This window comes from Streptomyces aureoversilis, assembly GCF_042657885.1.
GTDB lineage: Bacteria > Actinomycetota > Actinomycetes > Streptomycetales > Streptomycetaceae > Streptomyces > Streptomyces aureoversilis.
The window spans coordinates 353925-380513 of the sequence record NZ_JBHSKJ010000005.1 but is presented as its reverse complement, the minus strand read 5'-3'; the positions used below and the strand labels follow the sequence as shown (position 1 = coordinate 380513).

25 protein-coding genes and 1 pseudogene are annotated in these 26589 nt (G+C 71.6%); 12 read left to right on the top strand and 14 right to left on the bottom strand.

Annotation, left to right across the window (positions count from 1 at the left end; genetic code table 11):
- Positions 1-83: 83 nt before the first annotated feature.
- Positions 84-1583 (top strand): replicative DNA helicase, encoded by a 1500-nt coding sequence (gene dnaB / locus ACFPP6_RS11785; protein ID WP_382040014.1) that lies wholly within the window; start codon positions 84-86, stop codon positions 1581-1583.
- A gap of 86 nt (positions 1584-1669) precedes the next feature.
- Here dnaB and trxA read toward each other — a convergent pair whose 3' ends face one another.
- Positions 1670-2083, bottom strand: a complete 414-nt coding sequence (gene trxA, locus ACFPP6_RS11780) for a thioredoxin (protein WP_382040011.1) — start codon at positions 2081-2083, stop codon at positions 1670-1672.
- Positions 2080-2541 carry a MerR family transcriptional regulator gene (locus ACFPP6_RS11775; protein WP_382040009.1) on the bottom strand — a complete coding sequence of 154 codons (462 nt, stop codon included), beginning with the start codon at positions 2539-2541 and terminating at the stop codon, positions 2080-2082. Before ACFPP6_RS11775 ends, trxA begins: the two co-directional genes overlap by 4 nt.
- Positions 2542-2630: 89 nt before the next feature.
- Here ACFPP6_RS11775 and ACFPP6_RS11770 point away from each other — a divergent pair, with 89 nt between their 5' ends.
- The 3 genes from ACFPP6_RS11770 to ACFPP6_RS11760 all read left to right on the top strand — a co-directional run bounded on the left by ACFPP6_RS11770 (position 2631) and on the right by ACFPP6_RS11760 (position 6398).
- Positions 2631-4049, top strand: a complete 1419-nt coding sequence (locus ACFPP6_RS11770) for a serine hydrolase domain-containing protein (protein ID WP_382040006.1) — start codon at positions 2631-2633, stop codon at positions 4047-4049.
- 129 nt (positions 4050-4178) lie between these two features.
- Positions 4179-5309: a pyridoxal-phosphate-dependent aminotransferase family protein gene (locus ACFPP6_RS11765; RefSeq protein WP_382040003.1), complete on the top strand. Its 1131-nt coding sequence runs from the start codon at positions 4179-4181 to the stop codon at positions 5307-5309.
- 276 nt (positions 5310-5585) lie between these two features.
- Positions 5586-6398 carry a TetR/AcrR family transcriptional regulator gene (locus ACFPP6_RS11760; protein WP_382040000.1) on the top strand — a complete coding sequence of 271 codons (813 nt, stop codon included), beginning with the start codon at positions 5586-5588 and terminating at the stop codon, positions 6396-6398.
- On the opposite strand, the pseudogene ACFPP6_RS11755 reads toward ACFPP6_RS11760, so the two are convergent.
- Positions 6369-6620 (bottom strand): annotated as a pseudogene (locus ACFPP6_RS11755) (GNAT family N-acetyltransferase); the annotation flags it as partial. The gene ACFPP6_RS11760 and the pseudogene ACFPP6_RS11755 overlap by 30 nt on opposite strands.
- 4 nt (positions 6621-6624) lie before the next feature.
- Entirely contained in the window at positions 6625-7086 is a 462-nt protein-coding gene (locus ACFPP6_RS11750) for a MarR family winged helix-turn-helix transcriptional regulator (protein WP_382039997.1), read from the bottom strand.
- 196 nt (positions 7087-7282) lie between these two features.
- On the opposite strand from ACFPP6_RS11750, the gene ACFPP6_RS11745 reads away from it, so the two are divergent.
- From ACFPP6_RS11745 to ACFPP6_RS11730, 4 genes are all read left to right on the top strand, one after another.
- The gene (locus ACFPP6_RS11745) at positions 7283-8548 is read left to right on the top strand and encodes an MFS transporter (protein ID WP_382039995.1); all 1266 of its coding nucleotides are present in this window, start codon (positions 7283-7285) and stop codon (positions 8546-8548) included.
- Between the two features lie 225 nt (positions 8549-8773).
- Positions 8774-9208: a GlcG/HbpS family heme-binding protein gene (locus ACFPP6_RS11740; RefSeq protein WP_382039992.1), complete on the top strand. Its 435-nt coding sequence runs from the start codon at positions 8774-8776 to the stop codon at positions 9206-9208.
- Between the two features lie 167 nt (positions 9209-9375).
- On the top strand, positions 9376-10008 hold the full coding sequence (locus tag ACFPP6_RS11735) for an HAD family hydrolase (protein ID WP_382039989.1): 633 nt from the start codon (positions 9376-9378) through the stop codon (positions 10006-10008).
- Between the two features lie 343 nt (positions 10009-10351).
- A complete protein-coding gene (locus ACFPP6_RS11730) occupies positions 10352-12025 on the top strand; it encodes a globin domain-containing protein (RefSeq protein WP_382039986.1) in 1674 nt (557 codons plus the stop codon).
- Positions 12026-12139: 114 nt separating this feature from the next.
- Here the strand turns inward: ACFPP6_RS11730 and ACFPP6_RS11725 are convergent, their stop codons facing one another.
- The 4 genes from ACFPP6_RS11725 to ACFPP6_RS11710 form a co-directional block, all read right to left on the bottom strand.
- On the bottom strand, positions 12140-12646 hold the full coding sequence (locus ACFPP6_RS11725; RefSeq protein WP_058045354.1) for an NUDIX hydrolase: 507 nt from the start codon (positions 12644-12646) through the stop codon (positions 12140-12142).
- Between the two features lie 65 nt (positions 12647-12711).
- Positions 12712-13611 carry a LysR family transcriptional regulator gene (locus ACFPP6_RS11720; RefSeq protein ID WP_382039983.1) on the bottom strand — a complete coding sequence of 300 codons (900 nt, stop codon included), beginning with the start codon at positions 13609-13611 and terminating at the stop codon, positions 12712-12714.
- 185 nt (positions 13612-13796) lie between these two features.
- The gene (locus ACFPP6_RS11715) at positions 13797-15017 is read right to left on the bottom strand and encodes a cystathionine gamma-lyase (protein WP_382039981.1); all 1221 of its coding nucleotides are present in this window, start codon (positions 15015-15017) and stop codon (positions 13797-13799) included.
- A gap of 159 nt (positions 15018-15176) precedes the next feature.
- On the bottom strand, positions 15177-15557 hold the full coding sequence (locus ACFPP6_RS11710) for a phage holin family protein (protein ID WP_058045356.1): 381 nt from the start codon (positions 15555-15557) through the stop codon (positions 15177-15179).
- A 68-nt stretch (positions 15558-15625) separates the two neighbouring features.
- On the opposite strand from ACFPP6_RS11710, the gene ACFPP6_RS11705 reads away from it, so the two are divergent.
- The 3 genes from ACFPP6_RS11705 to ACFPP6_RS11695 all read left to right on the top strand — a co-directional run bounded on the left by ACFPP6_RS11705 (position 15626) and on the right by ACFPP6_RS11695 (position 17027).
- Positions 15626-15943, top strand: coding sequence for a cupin domain-containing protein (locus ACFPP6_RS11705; protein ID WP_382039978.1), 318 nt, complete (start codon positions 15626-15628; stop codon positions 15941-15943).
- 149 nt (positions 15944-16092) lie between these two features.
- Positions 16093-16314, top strand: a complete 222-nt coding sequence (locus tag ACFPP6_RS11700) for a DUF5326 family protein (RefSeq protein WP_168090789.1) — start codon at positions 16093-16095, stop codon at positions 16312-16314.
- Between the two features lie 266 nt (positions 16315-16580).
- Positions 16581-17027, top strand: a complete 447-nt coding sequence (locus ACFPP6_RS11695; RefSeq protein WP_030366799.1) for an SsgA family sporulation/cell division regulator — start codon at positions 16581-16583, stop codon at positions 17025-17027.
- On the opposite strand, the gene ACFPP6_RS11690 is transcribed toward ACFPP6_RS11695, so the two are convergent.
- From ACFPP6_RS11690 to ACFPP6_RS11680, 3 genes are all read right to left on the bottom strand, one after another.
- A complete protein-coding gene (locus ACFPP6_RS11690; protein WP_382039970.1) occupies positions 17024-18616 on the bottom strand; it encodes an SPFH domain-containing protein in 1593 nt (530 codons plus the stop codon). The genes ACFPP6_RS11695 and ACFPP6_RS11690 overlap by 4 nt on opposite strands.
- Positions 18617-18812: 196 nt before the next feature.
- Entirely contained in the window at positions 18813-19013 is a 201-nt protein-coding gene (locus ACFPP6_RS11685) for a hypothetical protein (protein WP_382039967.1), read from the bottom strand.
- Positions 19014-19035: 22 nt separating this feature from the next.
- Positions 19036-20520, bottom strand: coding sequence for a YibE/F family protein (locus ACFPP6_RS11680; RefSeq protein ID WP_382040151.1), 1485 nt, complete (start codon positions 20518-20520; stop codon positions 19036-19038).
- A 257-nt stretch (positions 20521-20777) separates the two neighbouring features.
- On the opposite strand from ACFPP6_RS11680, the gene thiC reads away from it, so the two are divergent.
- A complete protein-coding gene (thiC, locus tag ACFPP6_RS11675; RefSeq protein ID WP_030366795.1) occupies positions 20778-22538 on the top strand; it encodes a phosphomethylpyrimidine synthase ThiC in 1761 nt (586 codons plus the stop codon).
- A gap of 159 nt (positions 22539-22697) precedes the next feature.
- Here the strand turns inward: thiC and ACFPP6_RS11670 are convergent, their stop codons facing one another.
- The 3 genes from ACFPP6_RS11670 to ACFPP6_RS11660 form a co-directional block, all read right to left on the bottom strand.
- Positions 22698-23603 (bottom strand): hypothetical protein, encoded by a 906-nt coding sequence (locus tag ACFPP6_RS11670; protein ID WP_382039963.1) that lies wholly within the window; start codon positions 23601-23603, stop codon positions 22698-22700.
- 188 nt (positions 23604-23791) lie between these two features.
- Positions 23792-24913: a metallophosphoesterase gene (locus ACFPP6_RS11665; RefSeq protein WP_417801531.1), complete on the bottom strand. Its 1122-nt coding sequence runs from the start codon at positions 24911-24913 to the stop codon at positions 23792-23794.
- Positions 24914-25271: 358 nt separating this feature from the next.
- Entirely contained in the window at positions 25272-26381 is a 1110-nt protein-coding gene (locus ACFPP6_RS11660) for a LacI family DNA-binding transcriptional regulator (protein ID WP_168090785.1), read from the bottom strand.
- Between the last annotated feature and the right edge of the window lie 208 nt (positions 26382-26589).

Here is a 26589-nt window from a genome sequence, read left to right as displayed (position 1 = left end):
TCGGGCGGGCTGTTTGTCAGAGCCGTGCCGTAAGAAAGAACAGCACGGCAAGGTCCGCTCCGCGGACGGGAGGAGGTGGCGGGATGAGCATCCCCGAGCCCATGGACGACCCCTGGGCGGATGCAGGTCCCGGCGACCGCCTCCCCGTGTCCCGTCCCCGCCGCGGCGACGGCCCCTCCCGCGGCGAGCGCCACGACCGCGGCGCGGAGGACGGCTCCTGGTCGCAGGGCGGCGGGCAGGGCCAGCAGGCAGCCGCCGCCTTCGAGCGCGTGCCCCCCCAGGACCTGGACGCCGAGCAGTCCGTCCTCGGCGGCATGCTGCTGTCCAAGGACGCCATCGCCGACGTCGTCGAGGTCCTCAAGGGCCACGACTTCTACCGCCCGGCGCACGAGACGATCTACCAGGCCATCCTCGACCTCTACGCCAAGGGCGAGCCGGCCGACCCGATCACCGTCGCCGCCGAGCTCACCAAGCGCGGCGAGATCACCCGCGTCGGCGGCGCGCCCTACCTGCACTCCTTGGTCCAGACGGTCCCCACCGCGGCCAACGCCGAGTACTACGCCGAGATCGTCCACGAGCGCGCCGTGCTGCGCCGCCTCGTCGAGGCCGGCACGCGCATCACCCAGATGGGATACGCCGCCGACGGCGACGTCGACGACATCGTCAACAAGGCCCAGGCCGAGGTCTACGCCGTCACCGAGCAGCGCACCAGCGAGGACTACCTCCCCCTGGGCGACATCATGGAGGGCGCGCTCGACGAGATCGAGGCGATCGGCTCGCGCAGCGGCGAGATGACCGGCGTGCCGACGGGCTTCACCGACCTGGACTCCCTGACGAACGGCCTGCACCCCGGCCAGATGATCGTCATCGCGGCCCGTCCCGCCATGGGTAAGTCCACCCTCGCGCTGGACTTCGCCCGCGCCTGCTCGATCAAGCACAACATGCCGAGCGTGATCTTCTCGCTCGAAATGGGCCGCAACGAGATCGCGATGCGCCTGCTGTCCGCCGAGGCGCGCGTGGCGCTGCACCACATGCGCTCCGGCTCGATGACGGACGAGGACTGGACGCGCCTCGCCCGCCGGATGCCCGACGTCTCCGCCGCCCCGCTCTTCATCGACGACTCCCCGAACCTGTCGATGATGGAGATCCGCGCCAAGTGCCGCCGCCTGAAGCAGCGCAGCGGCATCAAGCTCGTGATCATCGACTATCTGCAGCTGATGCAGGCCGGCGGCGCCAAGCGCGCCGAGAGCCGCCAGCAGGAGGTCTCGGACATGTCCCGGAACCTCAAGCTGCTGGCCAAGGAGCTGGAGCTGCCGGTCATCGCGCTCTCGCAGCTGAACCGTGGCCCCGAGCAGCGCACGGACAAGAAGCCGATGGTCTCCGACCTGCGTGAATCCGGCTCCATCGAGCAGGACGCCGACATGGTCATCCTGCTCCACCGCGAGGACGCCTACGAGAAGGAGTCGCCCCGCGCGGGCGAGGCGGACATCATCGTCGGCAAGCACCGTAACGGCCCGACGGCCACGATCACGGTGGCCTTCCAGGGCCACTACTCCCGCTTCGTGGACATGGCGCAGACCTGATCGGACCGGGGGGTGCCTTGATCGGTCCGAGGCGTGCCCTGATCGGACCGGGGCGTGCCCTGGCCGCTCGCCGTGTTCCGGTTCGGTCAGTCCAGGAGGCCGTCGAGGTCGCGGAGCAGGCGGGCCTTGGAGCGGGCGCCCACGAGGGACGTCACCGGCTCGCCCGCGCGGAAGAGCATCAGGGTCGGCATGGACAGGACCCCGTAGGCGGCCTGCGTCTGCGGATTGGCGTCCACGTCGAGCGCGACGATCTTGAGTCGTCCGGCTTCCTGCTCTGCCAGGTCGGCGAGCACAGGCGCGATCATGCGGCAGGGCGGGCACCAGTCGGCGGTGAACTCGACGAGCACGGGGAGCTGCTGGCCGAGGACTTCGGCGGCGAAGGTGGCGTCGGTGACGCTGGTGACGGCTGTGGCTGTGGCTGTGGCTGTGGCTGCGGCTGTGGTCGTGGTCGTGTCTACGGCTGTGGCTGCGGTCGTGTCTGCGGCTGTGGAGCTGCTCATGGTGTCCCAGGGGTCCCTTCGAATGGTGGCGCTTCCGGTGGTGCAGGCGGTTCCGGGCAGGTGAAGGCGCACAGCGGCGGCGGGCCGCCGGGGACATCGGCCGCGGCCTCCAGTTCGGCGCGCGCGAGCTGGGCGCCCACCTCGGCCCGGATCCGCTGCAGGTGGTCGATGCAGTCGTCCAGCTCCGCGAGCTTGCGGCGGTAGACGTCGAGGGAGGCGGGGCAGGAGTCCCCGGCCGGGTGGCCGGCCCGCAGGCAGTCCACGAACGGACGGGTCTCCTCCAGCCCGAAGCCGAAGTCCTGCAGCGTGCGGATCTGCTGGAGCAGGCGCAGGTCGCCGTCGTCGTAGGTGCGGTAGCCGTTGCCGCTGCGGCGGGCGGGCAGGAGCCCGAGCTCCTCGTAGTGCCGCAGGGTACGAGTGGTGGTGCCCGCCTGCCGGGCCAGTTCCCCGATGCGCATGGCCACGACCGTAAACCTTCACGTGGACGTGAAAGCCAGTGCGGCGAAATGCCGGTGCCCGTGCGCATCGTCCTGGCTAGGGTGCGGACATGATCGATGCCTCGTACAACGACGCCGGGCTGCTGCCCGCCACCCGCCGTGCTCTGCTCCACCGCCTCGCCACCGGTCAGTCCCAGGGGCGCGCGCCCTCCATGGTGGGGGCGGTGATGCGGGAGGGGAACCTGGTGTGGAGCTCCGGCCGCGGCGAACTGCCGGGAGGGGCGCGGTCCGAGGACGTCCAGTACCGCATCGGTTCGATCACCAAGACCTTCGTCGCCGTACTGGTGATGCGACTGCGCGACGAGGGGCTGCTGAAGCTGGACGACCGGCTCGGCACGTACCTCGACACCCCGGCGGGCGGTGACGCGACCATCGCCCAGCTCCTGTCGCACACCGCGGGGCTCACGGCGGAGGCGCGCGGGCCGTGGTGGGAGCGCACGGACGGCGCGCTGCGCCCCGAGCTCGACGACCTCTTCGGCGACCGCCCCCAGCGCCACGCCCCCGGGCGGCTGCACCACTACTCCAACCCCGGCTACGCGCTGCTCGGCGCCCTGGTCGAGCGGATCCGCGGGGAGAACTGGTACGAGGTGCTGCGCCGCGAGGTGCTCGCGCCGCTCGGCATGGAGCGCACGACCCTCGCGCCCGCCGCGCCCCACGCGGACGGCTGGGCCGTGCACCCCTGGGCGGACGTCCTCCTTCCGGAGCCCGCGGCGGACACCGGGCGGATGGGACCCGCAGGCCAGCTCTGGTCCACGACCGCCGACCTGTGCCGCTTCGCGGCGTTCCTGACGGACGGGGACGAGCGGGTGCTGTCCGCGGCGACGCTCGCCGAGATGCGGACGCCGGAGGGCGGCTCGCAGGCGCCGGGGCAGTCCGGCTACGGACTCGGTATGCAGGTGATCCAGCTGGAAGGCCGGACGCTCGTGGGCCACATGGGCACCATGCCGGGCTTCGTGGCGATGCTGCTGACGAGCCCGCAGGACGGGATCGCGGGCGTCGTCCTGGCCAACCGCACCTCCTGCTTCGAGGTCTGGGGCGTCGCGGCGGACCTGCTGACGACGGTCGCCGAGCTCGAACCGCGGATCCCCGCGCCCTGGAGCCCGCTCTCCGAGGTGAAGGACGAGCACCTGGAGCTGACGGGCTCCTGGTACTGGGGTGCGGCGCCGTTCACGCTGCGGCTGTGCGCCGGCGGGGCGCTGGAGTTGTCACCGCTGGGCTCGGGCGGGCGCGCCTCGCGCTTCCGCCCGGAGGAGGACGGGACCTGGACGGGGCTCAACGACTACTACGCGGGGGAGACGCTGACCGCGGTCCGGACGGCGGAGGGCGCGGTCAGCCACCTCGACCTCGGCACGTTCGTCTTCACCCGTGAGCCGTACGAGGCGGGGGGCGCGGTACCGGGAGGCGTGGACGCGGACGGCTGGCGGACCGCTGACGGCTGCCGGGCTGCTGACGGCACAGGCGCCCGCTAGGTCGTCGGTAATCGGATTGTCCGTCCGGTCCTGTGGACGACGGTCGGCGCGGGACCGGGTCCGGACGTAGGGTCAGGGAGAGATTGGCGGGCGCCGGACACGGCGCGACACCCGGAAGGCACTGGCACCGTGACTGCGAACACCGCACCGGACCTGCTCGACCTCGCGCCGCTGGGCGCCGGTCACTTCGCGCGCATCGAGGACAAGATCGCGGCACTGATGCGGACGCGCGAGACCGTCGTCACGATGCAGGGCGAGGCGCTGCTGCCGCTGGAGGCCGCGATCCGTTCGGCCGTCCGGCCCGGCAGCACCGCGCTCAACATCATCACCGGCCCGTACGGCGAGACGTTCGGCGGCTGGCTGCGCTCCTGCGGCGCCGAGGTGGTCACCGTCTCCGCGCCGTTCAGCGGCGCGGTCGGGGCCGACCAGGTCGCCGAGGCCCTGCGCGCGAATCCCGCGATCGACTTCGTCAGCCTGGTGCACGCCGAGGCGGCCACGGGCAACACCAACCCCGTGGCAGAGATCGGCGAGGTCGTGCGCGAGCACGGCGCACTGCTGATGCTGGACGCGGTCGCGTCCGTCGGCGCCGAGCCGCTCCTCACCGACGAGTGGGGCGTCGACCTTTGCGTCATCGGAGGCCAGAAGGCGATGGCCGGCCCGGCCGGTGTCTCCGTGGTCTCGGTCAGCGCCCGTGCCTGGGAGCGCATCGCCGCCAACGAGCAGGCGCCGCGCCGCTCGTACCTCTCCCTGCTGGACTGGAAGGAGCGCTGGATCGACGGCGGCCGCACGGCGCTGCCCCACGCACCCGCCCAGCTGGAGATGCTGGCCCTGGAGCAGGCCGTCGACCGCATCGAGGAGGACGGCCTGGAGGCCGTCATGGCCCGCCACCGGGCTGCCGCCGCCGCCACGCGCGCAGGAGCGCGGGCCCTGGGCGGCGGCCTGTCCCCGTACGTCGTGCGCGATGAGGACGCGGCCCCCGTCGCGACGACCCTGCGCGCCCCCGGCGGCAAGGACGCGCGCGACGTGGTGGCGGCCGCCCTGGCCGCCGATGCCTCGGTGCCCGTGCAGGCGGCGGCCGGCCCGCTCGCCAAGGAGATGATCCGCGTCAACCACTACGGCCTGGATGCGGACCGCGGGGTCGTCCTGGCCTCGCTGGCGGCGCTCGGCGAGGGGCTGCGCGCACTGGGCGTGCCGGTTGCGGACGAGGCCGAGGTCCTGGAGGCGGCGGGGAAGGCGTGGGACGCGGTGATCCCCGGCTGACCTCGCTCCGGTCCCGTGAGGCCGCCGCCGGCGCTTTCCGCGCCGACGGCGGCTTTTTCTTTGCCGTGATCTCAGATCTCTCCGTCTCTCCCCGTCTCTCTCTGTCTCTCCGTCCCGTCTCCCGTAGTGCGGCGAGCCCGCCTCAGCCCGCCTCGTCCCGCCCTGCGATCTTTGTTTCCTTTGCCCCGGTATGGCGCGTCGGCGCCTCGCTCACATGCCCGGATAAAATCGGAACCCACAACCCGTTTCGATTCTCGCCCCCGGAGGGACGCGCGCATGGCAGAACACAGGAACGCGACTGTGCCTGCGCAGGGATCCGCTTCCCTCCGTTCGGATGCCCGCCGCAACCGCGCACTGGTCCTTCAGGCGGCCCGATCCGCTTTCGAGGAAGCCGGGTTGGGGGTGCCGCTCGGCGAGATCGCGCGCCGTGCCGGCGTCGGCACGGGCACCGTCTACCGCCATTTCCCTTCCAAGGCAGCCCTGTTCAGGGCGACCGTCGCCGACCGGGTCAGGCTTTTCACCGACACGGCACGGGAGTTGGTGCACTCGGACGACCCCGGCGGGGTGTTCTATCGCTACCTGTCCGCGGTCATACGGCTGACCGTGCGGAACAAGGGGCTGTGCGACGCACTGGAGGGGCTGGGAAGCCTTTTCGACGCCTCGCCCGGCGTCGAAACGGACTTCCGCGAGGCGCTCTCCACCCTGCTCCAGCGCGCCCAACAGGCGGACGCGGTAAGGAAGGACGTGACCATCGACGACCTGATGGCCCTGCTCATGGGCTGTCTGTCGATGGAGCAGCGGCGCGGTCCGGGGGTTGCGCCCGGGAGGATGACCGCGCTGGCGTGCGACAGCCTCCGCCCGGGGCGTAACGTAACGAAACTCCCCCCGAATCTCCCGCTTCCCCGTAACGAAACCCGGTGCGCCGTGTGCGACGGGCAGGTGCCGTCCGCCCACACGGGCCGACCCGCCCGCTATTGCGGTGCGGCCTGCCGGCAGAAGGCGCACAGGGAGCGGGCCCGGGCCCGTACGGCCCCCGGCGGTCCGGGGGCGGTGGGCGATTCAGAGGTGGTACTTGAAGCCGAGGTGTGAAGCCTCGAAGCCCAGCCGCTCGTAGAAGCGGTGGGCGTTCACGCGCGTGGCGTCCGAGGTGAGCCGGGCCATCCGGCACCCCGCGCTGCGCGCGGCGTCGAGGGCCCACGCGACGAGCAGGCTGTCCAGACCGCTGCCGCGCGCGTCGCCGTGCACGCGGACACCCTCGACGAGCCCGCGCGTCATGCCGGCGCGGGACAGCCCCGGTATGACGGTGAGCCGCGGCTTACGACGCCGGTGCGAGCGACTCCACCGCCGTGACGAGCGGGGCCAGTTCCTCGCGCTTGGAGGCCTCCCGGAGGGCCTCGCGCAGGGCGGTGTCGTTCGTCGGCCGGGCCTCTGCGAGGAGGGCGAGGCCCGCCTCCGTGACGTCGGTGTAGATGCCGCGGCGGTCGGTGAGGCAGAGGTAGCGGGTCAGCAGGCCGCGGTCCTCCAGGCGGTTGACCAGGCGCGTCGTCGCGCTCTGGCTGAGCACGACGGCCTCGGCGACCTCGTTCATGCGCAGGTGGCCGCCCTCGCCGTTGTGCTGCCGGCTGAGCACGTCGAGCACGGAGAACTCGCGCACGCTCAAGCCGTGCGCCGCCTGCAGCGCCCGCTCGATGTGCGCCTCGATCCGGCCGTGCAGGGCGGACAGCGCGCACCAGCCCTGGGCCAGGCCGAGCAGAGCGGGGTCCGGGGTGCGGGACATGAAGCCCTCCTTCTGACCGCACATGCGTGTCGTCACGGACCAGGATATCTCTGCATCGCAATAGCCCGCGCTTGCAAGTATCGGCGCATGCAATTATTGTCTAAGCCGGTAAGGGTCGATAGCAACGATGCTCGGCGGGCTCTCCCGCTCCCGGTCTCTCCCCTCCCCTCCCTCCCCTCCCTGAAGGACCCTCGTCATGCCCCTCGCACTGCTGGCGCTCGCCATCGGCGCCTTCGGTATCGGCACCACCGAATTCGTCACCTCGGGCCTGCTCCCCGAGGTCGCGGACGAGTTCGGCGTCTCCATCCCGACCGCCGGCTACCTGACGACCGGCTACGCGCTCGGCGTCGTCATCGGCGCCCCGATCCTGGCCGCCCTCGGCAGCCGGGTGCCGCGCAAGAAGATGCTCATGGCCCTGATGGGCCTGTTCGTCGCCGGCAACGCGCTCTCGGCGGCCGCCCCCGTCTTCTGGGTGATGCTGGCCGGGCGGATCGTCGCCTCGTTCGCGCACGGCGCGTTCTTCGGCATCGGCGCGATCGTCGCCGCGGGCCTGGTCGCACCGCAGAAGAAGGCGGCCGCCATCGCGATGATGTTCACGGGGCTGACGGTGGCCAACGTGGTGGGCGTGCCGATGGGCACGATGGTCGGCCAGAGCGCCGGCTGGCGCGTCACGTTCTTCCTCATCGCCGGCCTGGGCGTGCTCGCCGTCCTCGGCATCGCCGCGCTCGTACCGCAGCAGCCCCGCCCCGAGCAGACCCGGATCAGCGGCGAGCTGGCCGCCTTCCGCAACCCCCAGGTCCTGCTCGCCATGGCGATGACGGTCCTCGGCTTCGGCGGCGTCTTCACCATGACCACCTACTTCACGCCGATGATGACCGACGCCGCGGGCTTCGCCTCCTCGTCCGTCACCTGGCTGCTCGTCCTGTTCGGCCTGGGCATGGTGGCGGGCAACCTCGTCGGCGGCCGCTTGGCCGACCGCGCGCTGATGCCCCTGCTGCTCACGGCCCTCGGCGGCCTCGCGATCGCCCTCGCCCTGCTGCCGCTCGCCACGCACGACAAGATCGCCACGACTGTCGTCGTCCCGCTGATCGGCGCCCTGGGCTTCGCCACCGTCCCGCCGCTGCAGAAGCGCGTCCTCGACCAGACCGCGGACGCGCCCACCCTCGCCTCCGCCGTCAACATCGGCGCCTTCAACCTGGGCAACGCGATCGCGGCCTGGCTCGGCGGCCTCGTGATCTCCGCCGGCTTCGGCTACGCGGCGCCCAACTGGGTCGGTGCGGCGATGGCCGCCTCCGCCCTCGCCCTGGCCCTCCTCTCGGCAGCACTGGAGCGGCGTACGGGCGCCCGGGGCGCGGCGGGTGCGCCGAGCGCGCGGGGCGGGCGCATCGTGGCGCGGCCGGAGCGCGCCGCGACCGGGACCGGGGAACGCGCCGGCCGGGAAAAGGTGGCGACGCGGAACTGAGCAGCGCGACGTCCTCGTCCAGCGCGACTGCCACGGCGGTATCCGCAGCGCGATGACGCGCTCCACGACCGCCGGCCCGCCCTGGCAGCACCACGAAGAACAAGCACACGGCCGCTCCAGCGGCACCTGCACCACCAAGACACACACCACCAAGACACACAGCGCCACCAAGACACACAGCGCCACCAAGACACACAGCGCCACCACGCACATCCAGGAGTTCCCATGACCGCCCCCACCACCGCCCCCGTCCTCCCCCTCACCACGGACGACGCCGACGCGCTCCTCGCCGCCGCCCGTCGCGCCGCGGACGAGCAGGGCGTACGGGTAGCGGTCACCGTCCTCGACGCGGGCGGACACCTGCTGGCCTTCCGCCGCGACGACCGGGCGGTGCTGATCGCGGGGGAGACCAGCACCCGCAAGGCGTTCACGGCGCTGCAGCTGGACGCGCCGACGGCCGACCTGGTCGACGCCGTCCAGCCCGGCGGCCCCTTCCACACCCTGCCGACGGCCCTCGACCGCCCGCTGCTCTTCATCGCAGGCGGCGTCCCGCTCCACCGCGACGGCCGGCTCGTCGGCGCGATCGGCGTGGGCGGCGGGGCGCCGGAGCAGGACCACGGCATCGCACTGACCGCGATCCGGGCCGTCCTGGGCGGCTGATTCCACAGGCGGGGTGGAGGACGCTGTGCACACGCGTCCTCCACCCTCGCGCTGTCGTTCACCAGGGCTCCGGGCGAAGGCGCCCGGCAGGTACCGCGTTCCGGATATCGGATACCCGGGGACTATTCGTGTGTGCTCCGCGGCGGAGCCGCATACGCTCGGGCGTCGTGACCAGACTGCATTTGTTCGACATGGACGGGACCCTGATGCACGGGTCCGCGGCGGCGATCGAGATATCCCGGCAGCTCGGGGTCGAGCGGGAGATCGCCGAGCTGGAACGGGCATTCGCGGCCCGCGAACTCGAACCGCCGCGCTTCGCCGAACTTGCCTGCGCACTGTGGCGGGAACTCACCGAGGAACAGGTCGCCGCGGCTTTCGACGGCGCGCCCTGGATGGCCGGAATACGTGATGTGTGGGCGGAGATCCGGGCCCGCGGCGAGCGCTGTGCCGTGATCTCGCTGTCCCCGGGATTCTTCGTCGAACGCCTGCTGACCTGGGGCGCCGATGCGGCGCACGGCTCGCGCTGGCCCACGGTGCCCTTCCGGGACCCGGTGGACCCGGCGGGCATCCTCGACGCCGGGGCGAAGGTGCGGATCGCGGACGAACTCTGCGCGGAATTCGGCCTGACCCGTGCCGACTGCGTGGCCTACGGGGACTCGATGTCGGACGCGCTGCTCTTCTCCGCGGTCCCGGTCTCCGTGGCGGTGAACGCCGACCACCACGTACGGGATATCGCCGTGCACTCCTATGCGGGCCGGGACCTCAGGGAGGCGTACGAACTCGTCGGCTCCGGTCGATAGCCCGAAGTCCCGAAGTCCCGTAGCTCCGTAGCCAATAGTCCGTGGCCGATTCCGTACCAGTGAAGTCCGCATCCATGAAAGGGGGTTGTTCCCATCATGTCGAACGGTAGGGTCAACTCCCGTTCGCGGGACTCGGCATGTCCCCGAGGCGGGCGAATCGGCTCAGCCTAGCCCCAACCGGGGCCCTGTCACTCGTACTTCCCGCGATTTGCACGAGGCGGCGCAGAAGATGGCATGCTGCGCAGCCTGGAACAGCGACCCATGAGCAGAGCGGGGAATTGCGAACACTTTCCGGCTAGGACGGAAGTGCGAGGACGGACCGAGAGATGTTCGAGGCGAGACGATGAAGGACGCTCCGACCAGGTCGGCCGACGGCGGCGCGCACGGCAGAGGGAACGACCGGGGCTGGTTCACCCCGACGCAGCCACCGGACGGAGACAGGGCCCGCGACGGGCACGGCAGGCCACCGGAAGGCGGGACGGAGGCGGAGGCCGCACGGCCGGCGCCCCGGCCGGGCAAGTGGGTGGCGGTGCGGTCGGCGGAGCAGCCGAATCCCCGGACACAGGCTCAGCCACCACCCCAGCCGCGATCCCGGCCACAAGCCCAGCCGCAACCTCAGCCTCAGCCACAGACCCGGCCACAACCCGAGCCGCACAGGCACGAGCCGCCGCGCGGGTACGAAGCGCCTCACACGTACGAAGCGCCTCACACGTACGAAGCGCCCCACGCGTACGAACACCAGCGCCCGGCCGAACCGCCACCCGACAGGGGATTCCGCCCCGCCTGGGAACCCGTTCCCCTCCCCGCTGCCGCCCCGGCCCCGGCCCCCGCCGCAGCCCCCGCTTCCACCCCCGTGGCCCCTGCCGCCCCCGCGCCCGAAGCGGCGCAGTCCCCCGACGCCCTGCTGATCCGCCGCACCATGGCGGAGATCGAGCCCGTGGCCGACAAGGCGACCTCGTACTTCTACGCGCTGCTGTTCATACAGCACCCCGATCTGCGCGCCCTCTTCCCCGCTGCGATGGACACCCAGCGCGACCGTCTCTTCCGGGCGCTGCTGACCGCCGCCCAGCACGCGGACGACTCCGCCACGCTCACCACCTACCTCTCCCGGCTGGGCCGCGGGCACCGGAAGTACGGCACCCTGCCCGAGCACTACCCCGCGGTCGGCGAGTGCCTGATCGCCGCCCTCAGCCGCTATGCGCCGGCCACCTGGAACGGGCACACCGAAGCGGCCTGGGTCCGCGTCTACACGGCGATCTCCCAGATCATGATCGACGCCGCCGCGGAGGACGAACGGCATTCGCCCGCCTGGTGGCAGGCCGAGATCGTCACCCACGAGCTGCGCACGCCGGACATCGCCGTCGTGACCGTACGGCCCGACCAGCCCTACCCCTTCGTCGCCGGCCAGTACACGAACCTGGAAACCCCCTGGTGGCCGCGTGTGTGGCGGCCGTACTCCTTCTCCGCCGCGCCCCGCCCGGACGGGCTGCTCTCCTTCCACGTGAAGGCCGTGCCCGCCGGCTGGGTGTCCGGAGCCCTCGTCCACCGCGCCCGCCCTGGTGACGTCCTGCGGCTCGGTCCCCCCACCGGTTCCATGATTGTGGACCACAGCACTGACAACGGCCTGTTGTGCCTGGGCGGCGGCACCGGCATCGCGCCGATCAAGGCGCTGGTCGAGGACGTCGCCGAGCACGGGCGCTGCCGCCCGGTCGAGGTCTTCTACGGCGCGCGCCACGCGGACGACCTCTACGACATCGACACGATGCTGCAGCTGCAGCGGGCGCACAACTGGCTCTCCGTCCGGCCGGTCGTGTCCGACGGCCCCACCCGCGGTCTGAGCGGTCAACTGCCCGCCATCGTCCGCCAGTACGGGCCCTGGCCCGCGTACGACGCCTACCTCTCCGGGCCGCCCGGAATGATCCGCAGCGGTGTGGACACCTTGAGGGGCATCGGCATCCCGTCCCACCGCATACGACACGACACGATCGACGGCCTCATGGCGGCCACGCCGGGCTGATCCGAGCCGCACGCTCAGAGCAACAGAGCAACAGGGCAACAGGGCAACAGAGCAGCAGAGCAGCAGGACGACGGAAGGTCACCCGAGCGGTCACCGGAGCGGTCGCCCGGCGCGTCACCCCAGGTCGTCCGCCAGCAGCGCCCGTACGCCTTCGATGTTCGCGTCGAGGTAGGCGCGCAGCGACGGGGGCACCAGCTCCACCGAGGCGATCCCCTCGCGCGTGAACGGGATCCGCACCACCTCGTACGTCCCGCGCGGCTCGTCCACCTCGGGGCCGTGGCGCTGCGAGAGGTCCATGGACGCGAGCCGGCAGACGAAGAAGTGCTGCACCTTCACGCCGTGGGCGGCGTGGTGGAGCGAGTGGGAGACGGTGTCGACGAAGGCGGGGACGACGTCGACGACCTTGGCGCCGAGCTCCTCGTCGACCTCGCGGTGGAGCGCGGCGACGACGGTGGTGTCCTCCGGCTCCATGCCGCCGCCCGGGGTGATCCAGTACGGCGCTTCGCCGGGCTTGGTGCGCTTGATCAGGACCATCTCGAAGGCGGCGTGGGGGCCGGGGTCGCCCCCGCTGTCGAGCAGGATGGCACGCGCGGTGCGCTTGACCACTGGACGTTCGGTCATAGGGGACATCTGCCGCGCGGGGCGGCAGGCGAAACCCCTGGCGGCAACCCTTTCTCTCCCCTTTCTCACCAGGAAACGGCGGCGCGCAGGAGCCACTCGTGTGCCCGTGCGAGGTGCGGGTGGGCCAGCGTTCCGGTTCGTACGACGAGGAAGTAGGTGCGCAGCGGGGGGACCGGCGGGTCGAGGAGGGCCACGATCTCCCCGGTGTCGAGGGCGTCCGCGCACAGGTAGCGGGGCAGCACGCCGAGCCCGGCGCCCGCGATGACGCAGGAGAGCACGGCCCGCAGGTCGGGGGCGATGACGCTGCCGGAGGCGACGGGCTCGGTCTCGAAGACGGCGCTCCAGTAGCGCGTGACGAGCGGCAGGGTCTCGTGGACCTCGACCACGGGCAGGTGTTCCAGAGCCCGGACGCCCTTGTCGCGCACGACGGCCGGGCCGCCCAGGCGGGCCGCCCAGCGAGGCGCCGCGACGAGCACGTGCTCCTCGTCGCAGAGCGGGGTGGCGGTCAGGAGGCGTCCGCGCGGGCGCGAGGTGGTGATGGCGAGGTCGTGGTGGCCGGCGGCGAGGCTCTCGAAGAGGTCGTCCGCGGCTCCGTGGGCGGCGCGCACGGCCAGGCCCCGGGCGATGAGGGGAGCGAGGGCCGGGAGCGCGCGCAGGTCGGTGAACTCCGGGGGACCGGCGAGATGGAGGGTCCGGTTCCGGGATCCCTCGTCGTCCATGCCCGCTTCGGTGATCTCCAGCAGGGCGTCGACGTGCGGCGCGATCTTGTGGGCGAGCTCCTCGCCGGTGGTGGTGGGGCGCACCCCGCGGGCCAGGCGCAGGAAGAGGGGGCGGCCCAACTGCGTCTCCAGCGTGCGGATCTGGCTGGTGACGGCGGGCTGGGAGAGGCCGAGCAGGGCCGCGGCCCGGGTGAAGGACCCGGCCCGGTGCACCGTGACGAACGTGCGCAACAGGGCCAGATCCATGCTGTCTCCCTGACTCGGTGCCTCCCGGTCGTAGGGGAACTATAAATAAGTCGATAGGGCTGTGTCGCCGGTGTGATTGGACACTGACGCAGAGTCAACTAGCCTGGACGCGGTGGTCATTCGTGCGTGGTTCGCGCGTCCGGCCACGACGGCTCGAGTCAAGAGGGGGGAGACTCGAGCCGTCCTTACGGGTGGGCCGGGCCCTCATCCGGTCGGGCCGAGCCGTCATCCGCGCGGGCCGCATTCTCTTCCGCGCGGGCCGCGTTCCCGTCCGGGCGCGCCGCCTCGTCCAGCGCCGCGAGGACGTCCGCGACGAGATCCTCGGTGTCCTCGACGCCCACCGAGAAGCGGATGAACCCCTCCGGCACGGCGTCGCCTCCCCACCGCCCGCGCCGCTCGGCCGTGGACCGTACGCCGCCGAAGCTGGTCGCCTCGTCGACGAGGCGCAGTGCGGCCAGGAAGCGCTCGGCATGCGCCCGGTCCGGCAGCACGAAGGAGACCACGCACCCGAAGCGCCCGCCCCGCATCTGCTGCCGGGCGAGGTCGTGGGCGGGGTCGGAGGGCAGCCCGGGGTGGCGCAGCCCGGTCACGTCGGGGCGGTCGCGCAGGGCCTCGGCGAGCGCGAGCGCGCCGGCCGCCTGCCGGTCCACGCGCAGCTGCAGCGTCGCCAGGGAGCGGTGAGCCAGCCAGGCCTCCATGGGGCCGGGGATCGCGCCGGCGACCTTGCGCCAGGTGCGCACGGCCGCGGTGAGCCGTGGGTCGCGCGCGGCCACGTAACCCAGGAGGAGATCGCCGTGGCCGGTGAGGGCCTTGGTGCCGCTGGCCACGGAGAAGTCGGCGCCCAGGTCCAGGGGGCGCTGGCCGAGCGGGGTGGCGAGGGTGTTGTCGACCGCGACGAGCGCGCCGCGGCGGTGGGCGGCTTCGGCGAGGCGGCGGATGTCGCACACGTCGAGGCCGGGGTTGGAGGGCGATTCGATCCACAGCAGGCGGGCGCCCTCCAGCGCCGCGAGCTGGGCGTCCCCGGCCGTCGGGGCGGTGCGCACGGCGATGCCGAACGCCTCCAGGCGCTCGCGCAGCGCGGGCAGCAGCTGATAGCCGTCCGAGGGCAGGACCGCCGTGTCGCCGGGCCGCAACTGCGAGAGGAACACGGCGGAGATCGCGGCCATCCCGGAGGGGAAGGCGACGGCCTCCGCCGCCGGGCCGGGGTCGCCGGGGGCCTCCAGCTCGGCGATCGCCGTCTCCAGGGCGGCCCATGTGGGGTTGGCCTCGCGCCCGTAGGTGTACGGGCCGGAGACCTCGCCCGGCAGGTGGTAGTGGGCGGCGAAGGCCGGGCCGGGGAGCGCGGGCTCGTTCGCCCGCGGCTCCGGCAGGCCCGCCCGTACGGCCCGGGTGCCGTCGCCCGTCATGCGCGGTCCTCCTCGGACTCCTCGGTCCTGCCCGGACTCCCCGGTCCTGCCCGGACTCCCCGGACTCCTCGGACTCCTCGGACTCCTTGGCTTCCGCCGGCTCTTCTCGGTCCTTGTCAGCTCTCCTCAGCCCCTTCTCAGCCCCTTCTCAGCCCCTTCTCAGTCCTTGTCGTCCGGCAGGATCATGTGCATCGCCCAGGCCACCACCGAGATGATCACGCCGCCGACCAGGGCGTTCCAGAAGCCGTCGACGTGGAAGGCCAGCCCCAGCTCCTTCGCGAGGAACGACGTCAGCAACAGCATCAGCGCGTTGATCACGAGCGTGATGAGCCCGAGGGTGAGGATGAACAACGGGAAGGACAGCAGCTTCACCACCGGCTTGACGATGAAGTTGACCACGCCGAAGACGAGCGCGACGAGGATCAGCGTGAGCACCTTGCGCAGCGTGTTCTCACCGGAGAGCGTGATGCCCTTGAGCAGCCAGATGGCGACCGCCAGGGCCGCCGCGTTGGCGATCGTCTTGACTACGAAATTCTTCATGATGAGATCGTTGCAGACGCAGCATGTGGACGGACCACGACCGAGGAGCGGCAAGGGGTGGACGGCAGATGAAGGCCTTCCGGCTGGATGAACTGGAGGGGGAGCGCCTCGCGAACGACGGCGCCTACCTGCAGTTCCTGGGCGAGCGGAACATGTCGGTCGGGCTGTACGCGCTGGACGCCGGGCAGATGGACACGCAGACCCCGCACGCCCAGGACGAGGTCTACGTGGTGATGAGCGGCCGCGCGTCGATCACCGTGGGGGAGGAGACGACCCAGGTGGGCCGCGGGAGCGTGGTCTACGTACCGGCCGGTGTGACCCACCGCTTCCACCACATCAGCGAGGCCCTGAGGGTTCTGGTGGTCTTCTCTCCCCCTGAGAGCTGAGGGTCCGCCCCGGCGACCCGTAGGGGGACGCTCAGGGGTCGACGGGGGCTCCGCAGGCCCCGCCGGACCCCCTGCCCGCCCTAGCATCGAAAGCAAGGCCGGAGCACCCGCGCTCCGGGTCCACGAAGCGGAAAGCAGGGACGAACGACATGGCTGAGAAGGGGATTCTCGCAGGGCTCCCGTGGTGGGTGAAGTGGATCGCGGTGCCGGTCCTCGTCCTCGTGGTGTTCGGCAGTCTGATCATGAGCGTGCTCGGCTTCGTCATAGCGCTGGTCTTCAAGGCCCTGCTGCTGGTCGCGCTCATCGGCGGGCTGATCTTCGTCGTCAAGAAGTTCACGTCGTCGTCCTCGTCGTCGAAGGGCGACTGGTAGGGCCCGCCGGGGGCCGTCCGGCCGGTCGCCGCCTGGACCGGTGTTGACGGCTCTGGCAATTTCTCTGCCCTGAATCCCGCGGAACGACTCCGCCCCGTAGTCGAGTCGCTACGCTCCAGAGTCATAGAGCTCGTAAGCTCAGTCTCGATCTCTATCGGTAGCTGAAGAATCACTCCTGGTGATCTGTGGATGCCGTCGAGCGATGGTGTCTATGGGGCGCGAGGAGCCAATCCCGGGCCAAAACGACGAATACGGGGCATTGGGCGATGCGTGAAACGGTTCAGGCAGAAGTGATCATGACCTTCCTCGTCTCCGAGGAGCTGTCCTTCCGGATCCCGGTGGGACTGGACTACGACAGCAGCGATCCCTACGCGGTGAAGTTCACCTTTCACCTTCCCGGCGATGCGCCTGTGACCTGGGCCTTCGCTCGGGAGTTGCTGCTCGACGGGCTCAGCCAGCCCTCCGGCGAGGGCGATGTGCACATCGCCCCCGCCTCCGCCGAGCACCTCTCGGACGTCTTCATCCGGCTGCAAGTGGGCTCCGAAGGGGCCCTGTTCCGGGCCGGCGCGGCGCCCCTCGTGGCGTTCCTCGACCGGACCGACCGCATCGCCCCCCTCGGCGAGGAGCGCTCGGTCGCCGACTTCGACTACGACCTCGCCGCCGCGCTGGACAACATCCTCGCCGGCAACACCGAGGGGCAGAACGCCGGTTAGCGGTCCGGCGTGCCTCCGCCGGCCACGCCCTCGTCCCGGACCGGCACCCGCTCAGTGCGCGGGGGCGCGCCCTTCGGCGCCGTCCCGGCCCCCAGCGCCTCTGAGCCGGCGTTTCCTCCGGAGTCCGGCATCCCGCCGGGCCCCGCGGCGCCCGGGGAACCGGCACCGTTCCCACCCGGCCCGTCCGCCGCGCCCGCCGTGCCCATGGCGGAGAGCAGCTGCCGCGCCAGGCCCAGACCCGTACCCCCCATCGTCAGTGCCTTCGCAAACATCTCGGACATCCCGTCCGCCCCGTTGAGCAGCACCATGTGGTCAACGTTTCCGAAGGCTTCAGCCCCCGCACGTACGATCTCGGGCCACTTTTCGGCCAGTTGTTGCGCGACCACCGCCTCCTGGTTCTCCGCCAGGGCCGCCGCCCGCGCCTTGATCGCCTCCGCCTCCGCCAGACCCCGCGCCTTGGCGGCCTCGGCCGTCGCCAGACCCTTCGCCCGCGCGGCCGCCGCCTCCGCCTCACCGGTCGCCCGGGTGGCCTCGGCCGCCGCGGCGCCGCGCGCCTTGGTGGCCTCCGCCTCGGCGCCGGCGGCCGCCTTCACCCGCGTCGCCTCGGCGGCCGCCGCCAGCTCCGTCTCCCGGGCCCGCGCCTGGGCAGCGGAGATACGGGCGTCGCGCTCCGCCTCGGCCAGGGTGCGCTTCTCGTAGGCCGCCGCGTCCGCGGGCTTGCGCACGTCCGCCTGGAGCTGCTGCTCCCGCCGGTGCGCCGCCAGCTCCGCCACCCGCGTCTCCTGGACCACGACCTCCTGCTGGGCCGCCGCCTCCGCCAGCGGGCCGGCCTGCCGCGCCTTCGCCGCCGCGCTGTCCCGCTCCGCCTGATAGCCGGCCTGCAGGATCTCGGAGTCGCGCTGCGCCTGCGACATCCGGGCCGCGGCCTGCTGCTCCGCCTCGGTCGCCAGCCGGTCGGCCTCGGCCTGGGCGATCCGGGCGTCCCGCTGCACCGCTGCCGCGTGCGGCGCGGACAGGTTCTTGATGTAGCCCGTCGGGTCCTGGATCTCGTGGATCTGCAGTGAGTCGATGATCAGACCGAGCTTCTCCATCTCGGTGCCCGAGGCGGCCCGGGTCTCCCCCGTCAGCCGCTCGCGGTCACGGATCATGTCCTCCACGGTGAGCCCGCCGACGATCGAGCGCAGATGGCCCGCGAAGACGTTGTGCACCCGGTCGCCCATGAACTTCTGCTGGTCCAGGAAGCGGCGGGCGGCGTTGGCGATCGACACGAAGTCGTCGCCGACCTTGAATATGACCACGCCGTGGACCTTGAGCGGGATGCCCTGCTTGGTCACACAATCCACGTGGAGATCGGCCTCATTGAGGTCGAGCGACAGCTTCCGGACCACCTGGACCCCGGGCAGCACGAGGGTCCCCCGCCCCGTGACGATCCGGAACCCCATCCCCTCCTCCAGGCCCTCGGTCCGGTGCTTGGAGCCGGAGATGACGAGCGCCTCATTGGGCTCGGCCACCCGCCACATCAGTTTGAACAGCCCGACCACGACGGCCACGGCGACGAGGACGATCCCCGCCACGATGCCGATGAGCATGCGTGCAGCCCCCCTTCGGGACCCCAGGACAGGGCCCCTCAAATCCCTTCTGCCCCGGCCGTATCACCCGTAAGCAGCCGGATCATGCATACGCAGCCGGATCATGCACACGCGGGCGGATCATGCTTACGCAGCCCCGGTCATGCGTGAGCAGCCGCGCCATGCGTAAGCAGTCGGCCATGCGTATGCAGCCGCGTCATGCGTATGCAGCCGTCACGTACACCGTGCGCGGCGGCTGGTACTCCATGACCACCACCAGCGCCCCGCGCTCGATCCGCTCGCCCGGCTCCACCGCATAGGCCAGGAAGGCCTCGGCCCCGCCCCGGACCCGGACCATCACCTCGCCGACCAGCCCCGGGCCGACCGCGCCCGTCACCCTGCCCTGCTCCCCGACCACCGGCAGCTCCCCCCTCGTGCGCTCACTTGGCCCGGCGGCGACGGCCACCCTTCGACTTGGCGCGCCCCCCGGCCCGCGAACCGATCCCCGGCCCGGCACCCGGACCCTTACTCGCATTGTGCCGGTCGGCACTGACAACGAGGGCCGCCAGCGCGGTCGTCACGGGCACGGACGCCACCAACCCGATGCTGCCGACGAGCGTCCGCACGATCTCCTCGGCCACGATTTCGCTGGTCGCGACCGTTCCGACGCCGCTGTCGGCGATGGAGAACAGCAGCAGCAGCGGCAGCGAGGCGCCCGCGTAGGCCAGCACCAGGGTGTTCACGACCGACGCGATGTGATCCCGGCCGATGCGCATCGCCGCTCCGTAGAGCTTCCGCCAACTCGCGGTCGGGTCGGCGTCCTTCAGCTCCCACACCGCGGACGTCTGCGTCACCGTGACGTCGTCGAGCACGCCGAGCGAGCCGATGATGATGCCCGCGAGCAGCAGTCCGCGGATCTCGATCTCCGGGTAGAGGCTGTGCACGAGCCCGGTCTGGTCGTCAGTGTTGCCCGTCAGATGGGCCCAGCTGGTGAAGATCGTGCCGAGCAGGCCGATGAGCAGCAGTGAGGTGAGCGTTCCGATGACCGCCACGGACGTGCGTGCTGTCAGGCCGTGGCACATGTAGAGCGCGATCAGCATGATCGCGCTGCCGCCCATGACGGCCACCACCAGCGGATCGGAACCCTGGAGGATCGCCGGGAGGATGAACAGCGTCAGCACCCCGAAGCTGATCACCAGCGCGAGCAGCGCGAAGAGCCCGCGCAGCCGGCCGACGACCACGACGGCCAGCGCGAACACCGCCGCCAGTATCGCCATGGGCAGTGTCCGGTTCACGTCGCTGACCGAGTACTGCAGGTTCTTCGGCGCCTTGGGGGCGTACGCGAGGACGACCTCCTGGCCGACCGTGTAGCGGCGCGAGGCGCTCGGCTGGACGAGCTCGGTGAACGTCCGGCCCTTGTCCGGGCCCGACGTCACCTCGATCTCCGACTTCTCACAGGGGCCCTTCGGCTTGGCGGGCCCGCCGGGGCCACCGGGGCCGCCCGGACCGCCCTGCTGCCCGGACGGCGGCGGCTGCTGGCCGCCGCCCTTCGTGCAGTCGACCTCTTCGATCTTCACGACCCGGCCCGACTCCGTCTTCTGGTCGAGACCGAGCCCGGAGTGCTCGTGCGCGGGCGCACCGCCGGGCCACAGCACGACCAGGCCGGTGAGCACGGCGGCCGCGAAGGGGATGAGGACCACGGCGATCACCTTGCGCAGGTGCGCGGAGACGGGGGAGGCGGGGCCGTGGGAGTGGCTGTGCCCATGCCCATGCCCATGCCCATGCCCGTGGGCGTGGCCATGAGCCTGGGCGGGGGCCCGGTCCTGAGCAGCGGCGGGGGCCTGGGCGTGGGCCTGGGCAGGAGCATGGGCATGGGCCGGGGGCTCTCCTTGTGCCCGGCCTTCGAGGGGGCCCTGGGGGTGGATCCGGGCCTGGGGATGCCCGGGGCTGTGGGGGTGGTCTGGGAAATCATGGTCCGTGGGGGTCACGACCGCATCATCGCAAGCCCCCCTGGTCCTTCGGACAGGAGAGGCGCTAGCGTGGTGGCACCTTTGCAATCGCGGGAGCTCGGAGCACCGGGCTGAGAGGGCGCTGACCTCCGTACGGAGATTCGTACGGAAGACCGCTGCGTCGACCGCCGAACCTGTTACCGGGTAATGCCGGCGTAGGGAGTTCTGGTCTCATGACCTCGCAGGATGCACGCACGTCCGAAACCGGCCGGGAGATCGGCTGGCACAAGGACTACGTGACCGGCTCGCGTCCGGACCTTCGGGTGCCGGTTCGGCGGGTCCACCTCACCAACGGGCAGGACGTCCAGCTGTACGACACCTCCGGCCCGTACACCGACCCGGCGATCGAGACGGACGTCCGGCGCGGCCTCCAGCCGCTCCGGGAGAACTGGATCATCGGCCGTGGTGACACCGAGGAGTACGCCGGGCGCCCGATGCGCCCGGAGGACGACGGCATCAAGCACACCTCGCCGCGCGGGGGACTGAAGAACCTCGACGCGGTCTTCCCGGGCCGCCCGCGCCAGCCCCGCCGGGGCCGTGGCGGACAGGCCGTCACCCAGCTCGCGTACGCCCGCCGCGGTGAGATCACCGAGGAGATGGAGTACGTGGCCCTCCGGGAGAACGTTTCTCCCGAGACCGTCCGCGAGGAGATCGCGGCGGGCCGGGCGGTCCTCCCGGCCAACGTGAACCACCCGGAGATCGAGCCGATGATCATCGGCAAGAAGTTCCTGGTGAAGGTCAACGCGAACATCGGCAACTCCGCGGTCACCTCCTCCATCGAGGAGGAGGTCGAGAAGATGACGTGGGCCACCCGCTGGGGCGCCGACACCGTCATGGACCTCTCCACCGGCCGCAACATCCACACCACGCGCGAGTGGGTGCTGCGCAACTCCCCGGTGCCCATCGGCACCGTGCCGCTCTACCAGGCCCTGGAGAAGGTCGACGGCAAGGCCGAGGAGCTCACCTGGGAGATCTACAAGGACACGGTCATCGAGCAGGCCGAACAAGGCGTCGACTACATGACCGTGCACGCGGGCGTGCTGCTGCGCTACGTCCCGCTGACCGCCCGCCGCAAGACCGGCATCGTCTCGCGCGGCGGTTCGATCATGGCCGCGTGGTGCCTGGCGCACCACAAGGAGTCGTTCCTCTACGAGAACTTCGAGGAGCTCTGCGAGATCCTCGCGGCCTACGACGTGACGTACTCGCTCGGCGACGGCCTGCGCCCCGGCTCCATCGCGGACGCCAACGACGAGGCGCAGTTCGCCGAGCTGAAGACCCTCGGCGAGCTCAACACCATCGCCAAGCGCCACAACGTCCAGACGATGATCGAGGGCCCGGGCCACGTCCCGATGCACAAGATCAAGGAGAACATCGACCTCCAGCAGGAGATCTGCGAGGAGGCGCCGTTCTACACCCTCGGCCCGCTGACGACGGACGTCGCACCCGCGTACGACCACATCACCTCCGGCATCGGTGCCGCGATGATCGCGTGGTGGGGCACGGCGATGCTCTGCTACGTCACGCCCAAGGAGCACCTGGGCCTGCCGGACCGCGACGACGTCAAGACCGGCGTGATCACCTACAAGATCGCCGCCCATGCCGCGGACCTCGCCAAGGGCCACCCGGGGGCGCAGGAGTGGGACGACGCGCTCTCGGACGCCCGGTTCGAATTCCGCTGGGAGGACCAGTTCAACCTGGCCCTCGACCCGGAGACGGCACGGGCCTTCCACGACGAGACGCTGCCCGCCGAGCCGGCGAAGACCGCGCATTTCTGTTCGATGTGCGGCCCGAAGTTCTGCAGCATGAAGATCTCGCAGGACATCCGGCGCGAGCACGGCGGCGATCTCGCCGTCGACCCCGAGGCCGGGATGGCGGAGAAGTCGAAGGAGTTCGCGGCGGCGGGCAATCGCGTCTATCTGCCGATCGCGGACTGAGCCGGGCAGACAGCGGGCGGCCGGGGTCCGGAAGCGCACTGGATTCCGGAAGCGCACTGGACTCCGGCAGCGGGCCGGATTCCGGAAGCGCTCCGGATTCCGGCAGCGGGCCGGGGCCCGGCCAACCCCGGCCGCAGGCGTCCGGAGGGCCGCCCGGAGTCACTCCGGGCGGTGGTCCGGGCCGCCGTAGTCGGGGCTGGTGAAGTCCGGGCTGCTGTAACCGGCGCGGGTGCCGGAGCCGGAGTCGCTGTCCGGGCTGGTGAAGCCGGGCCGGGAGTACCCCAGGTGGGGCGTGCGGCCGTGGCCCTCGCGGCGCCTGGGGACGACCGGGGCGGATCGCCCGGCGCCCCCGCCGGGACCGGCGGGGGCGTTGGCCAGGGCCTCGCGGACGAAGGGCAGCAGGCCGCGGTGGATCAAGGCCTGCCGCCACGCCTCTCTGGCCCGCTCGGCGTCCTCCTTCACGCGCACCCCTCGCGCATCACTCCCCCCGGAGGAGCCGTTGCGCAGGGCCGTGAGCAGGATGCCGACCATGGCGATGAACGCACCGGCGGCCGTGAGGCCGGCGAACCACCAGCCGACGTTGACCATCGGGTCCGCGACGGCCGTGTTGGAGCCGACGGACCGCAGGACGTAGCCGATGGCCAGGAAGATCAGGGCGGCGATGCCGGCGAGGACCGGGGCCAGGACGGCGAGCACCGCTCCGGCGCCCGCGCCCGAGGACTCCTCCGGCTCTCCGTCCGTGGCAGCGGCAGCGGGGGCGGCCGCGCCGGAGGGAGCGCTTTCGGAATCGGACGCGCCCCCGGCGCCTACGGTTTGGGGGCGTGCCGTCGCAGAGAGCGCGCGCAGTGCATCGCGCGCCCTTACGTAGTTCTGGTATTCGACCGTTGCGCAAGCCGAGATGGCGGGCATGGCGTCGAGCGCCATCTCGCGCAGCTGTTCTGTATTGAGCCGCTGTCCTATCGCGGCGGCAAGTTCCGGGTCATGGTTCGCGGTACGCAGCGCCTGGTCGAGAACCCGCTCGAATTCCGGGTGGTCCTCGGCCAGCAGATGCGGAGCGCTGTTCATGTGCATCCCCCGATGCTCCGTAGGGCCGTGGTGCCGGCTTACACCGGGCAGTGGGCGGAAACGGAGGAGAGCCTGCTACGGATAAGCCGATGGTAGAGCCGTACCGGTGCGGGGTGACAGCGTGTTTCCCGAATTACCCCCGCGGCGGTGGAACTCCCTACCTGCCCGTCCGCCTGCCCGCTGAACCCTCAGTCAGCCAGAGGAAGTTGCACGACCAGCAGTTTTCCGGCCATCGTGACGCCGCCGTCCATGGCGAGGGCGAGCCCGTCGGCGTACAGGTGCGGGCCGTCCACCAGCGGCGCTCCGTCGTCCTCGGCGTCCGGCTCCTCCGTGCCGACCTCTCCCAGGAGGTACGGGATGGGGCTGTGACCGTGCACGATCCGGCCACCGCCGTAGGTGCTCAGCAGCTCGCGCACGGCCATCGGGCCGGCGTCCTCGTCGCGGAAGGCGAAGCGCTTGGTGAACTTCCGGAAGAGGTCCCAGACCTCGTCCGGGTCGTTGCGCTGCAGGGCCTCGGTGATCGCGTCGTTGACGTCCTCGATGGAGTCGCCGAACTCCAGGTAGGCGGTGGTGTCGGAGTGCACCAGCAGGTGCCCGTCCTCCTTCGCCATGGCGTCGAGCCGGGACATCCACTGCAGGTGGTGGTCCTCCAGGCGCTCCATGTCGCTGCGCTGGCCGCCGTTGAGCAGCCAGGCCGCCTGGAAGGAGGCCGTGCCGGCACCCGAGTTGACCGGCGTGTCGGCGAACCGCTTCGCGCCGATGATCAGCAGCTCGTGGTTGCCCATGAGGGCCTTGCAGTAGCCGCCCGCGGCCGCGGCCTCGGCCGACAGCCGCATGACGAGGTCGATCACGCCGACGCCGTCCGGGCCGCGGTCGGTGAAGTCGCCGAGGAACCACAGCCGGGCGTTGCCCGCGGCCCAGTGGCCCGCCGCGTCGATCAGGCCCTCCGCGGCCAGCGCCTCGTAGAGCTCGTCCAGATAGCCGTGGACGTCGCCCACGACGTAGAGCGGGCCCAGGCCGGGGCGCTGCGGGGCCGGGGGGTGCGGGTCGGTGAGCGGGGTCAGCTCGACCGTCGGGACGTCCTGAGGGGCCCTCTGGGGGGCGCCACGGCCGATCACCGGGAGGTCCCGCGCGGTCGGGGTGTAGCCGTCGGGGGCGTCCATGGGCGGCTGCACGGGGGGCGCGGACTGTGCGTACGGCGCCACGGGGCCCGGGGCCACGGGAGGCGCAGGAGGCGCGGCGTAGCCGGGGAAGGGCGGGATGCCCGCCGTGTGCCGTGCCGCGGGTCCTTGACCGGCCCCCTGAGTCATCGACCCCTCCACCATCGCGCCGCCGTGCACCTTGTGGACCTTGCCTGGTCGACGGCGGTCCGTGGTGTCGTGCGCCCATCATAGGAATGACCGTCGCGGCTTGTGACGCACCAGGGGCCGCGAATCGGGGCAGGAGAGTGCGCACGACGGGTTTTTCTCCCCAATTGAGCCATTCGCCCAGGGGCCGTGCGCCCCCCGAGCGCCCTCCCGGCGTCCCGGTGAAGGCGGTGGAGGCGGAGAACGGTGCGTTGACCGGAGGCGGACGGCGGCGGCCGGGGGTGCCCGGTCGCCGCCGTCCGGCATCCCCCGCCACCGGAAGCGGCGGCGGATGCCGGACGGCGGACGCGGAACTTCCGGATCAGCCGGCGGGGCCGCGCGGCGGGCTGACCGTGGTGCGGGGCGGACGGCGCTGCGAGGAGGTGCGGACGATCAGCTCGGTCGGTATCACCTGCTCGACCGGCCGACCGCTGTCCAGTCCCTCGATGGCGTCGATGAGGAGCTGGACCACCGCGGTGCCGATGCGCCGCGGCTTGAGGGAGAGCGTGGTGATGGGCGGCTCGGTGGTGGCGTAGACCGTGGACTCGCTGCAGCAGACGAGCAGCAGGTCGTCCGGGACGCGCAGCCCGTAGCGCCGGGCGGCGGCCAGCAGGTCGGTGCCGTTGGGGTCGAACAGGCCGTACACCGCGTCGGGCCGGTCCGGGCGGGCGAGCAGCCGGTCGGCCGCGACGGCGCCGGCGCAGGGGTCGTGGGCGGGGTACTTCTCGTAGACGGGGTCCTGGCCGACCCGCTCGCACCAGTGCAGGTAGGCATGGGTGGAGAGCCGGGTGTACGTGTCGGTGCTGGTGCCCGTCAGCAGGCCGATGCGGCGGGCTCCGGCGGCGGCGAGGTGGTCGAGGATGCCGAGGACGGCGGCCTCGTGGTCGTTGTCCACCCACGCGGTCACGGGGAGGGTGCCGGCGGGGCGCCCGTCGGAGACGACGGGGATGCCCTGGCGGACGAGGTCGGAGACCACGGGGTCGTGGTCGGAGGGGTCGATCACGACGGTGCCGTCGAGGGCCACGTTGGACCACACGTCGTGTCGGGAGGTGGCGGGGAGGATGACCAGGGCGTAGCCGCGGGCCAGCGCGGCGGAGGTGGCTGCCCGGGCCATTTCGGCGAAGTAGGCGAATTCGGTGAAGGTGAAAGGTTCATCCCCGTACGTGGTCACCGTCAGGCCGATGAGGCCGGACTTGCCCGTACGGAGGGTGCGGGCCGCGGCGGACGGGCGATAGCCCAGTCTGTCGGCGACCTCGCGGACATGGCGGCGGGTCGCGTCCGGTAGCCGGCCCTTGCCGTTGAGCGCGTCGGAGACGGTCGTGATCGAAACCCCGGCGGCGGCGGCCACGTCGCGGATGCCCGCGCGTCCATGCCGGCTGCCCCTGCGGGATGGTTCCGCCCGGCTCACCTGATGCTTCCCTGCTGCTGTCATGGCGAGCCGATAGTAGGGCTCGGGTGGTCCGTTGGCAGGGCGGCATATTTGACTGTTGACAGGCACGTTTCTGCAAGAGGAATTCCCTTCAATGACCATGGAAACGCAGCCAGTTGTGGGCTGCGGCAGGGTGCCGGAGGCCTGTGGCATATCCGCACCTGGTGAATGGTCCAGGTCTCGAAGAGGTCTCAACTCACCTTCATGGGGG